Origin of the sequence: Laedolimicola ammoniilytica (genome assembly GCF_025567165.1) — a bacterium.
GTDB classification, from domain to species: domain Bacteria; phylum Bacillota; class Clostridia; order Lachnospirales; family Lachnospiraceae; genus Laedolimicola; species Laedolimicola ammoniilytica.
This window is the reverse complement of record NZ_JAOQKC010000066.1, coordinates 1-473: the sequence shown is the minus strand read 5'-3', so window position 1 is coordinate 473 and position 473 is coordinate 1. Positions and strand designations below refer to the sequence as shown.

Below are 473 nucleotides of genomic sequence, written 5' to 3'. Positions count from 1 at the left end.
TATGCCGCTACAGAATGGACACCTTTCGGACACGAATTTTCCGGAATTGTGGAGAAGATTGGCGAGAATGTGCAGAATGTAAGTGTGGGCGATACTGTGGTAATTGAAACCTCCACATTCCGTCCCTATTCGGATGCTGCGCGGAACGGACGCGTAGATTTGGATGGTCCTGCGAGTGAAATCATCGATTATATTGGTGGAAGGGAAACCATGGGATTTGCAGAATACACCACTGCTCCTGCGGCGCTGTGTGTGAAATTTACTACCATGAGTTTTCAGGAAGGCGCACTGATCGAGCCTATGGGTGTGGCCATGGATCTTTTCAAAACAGCAGATATTCATCTGGGAGATGATGTACTGGTGTTTGGACTTGGTCCGATTGGTTTGATGGCACTGCAGATGGCGAAAAAAGCGGGAGCCAGAAAAATTTATGCGGCAGATCTTTCCACTGCTGGCAAGCGTGCGGAGCTGGC

The 473-nt window shown here is 49.3% G+C and carries 1 protein-coding gene; it reads left to right on the top strand.

Annotated features, from left to right (window positions below):
* Positions 1-473 (top strand): alcohol dehydrogenase catalytic domain-containing protein (locus OCV63_RS17410; RefSeq protein ID WP_158365459.1); only part of this gene is annotated, 473 nt, incomplete at both ends.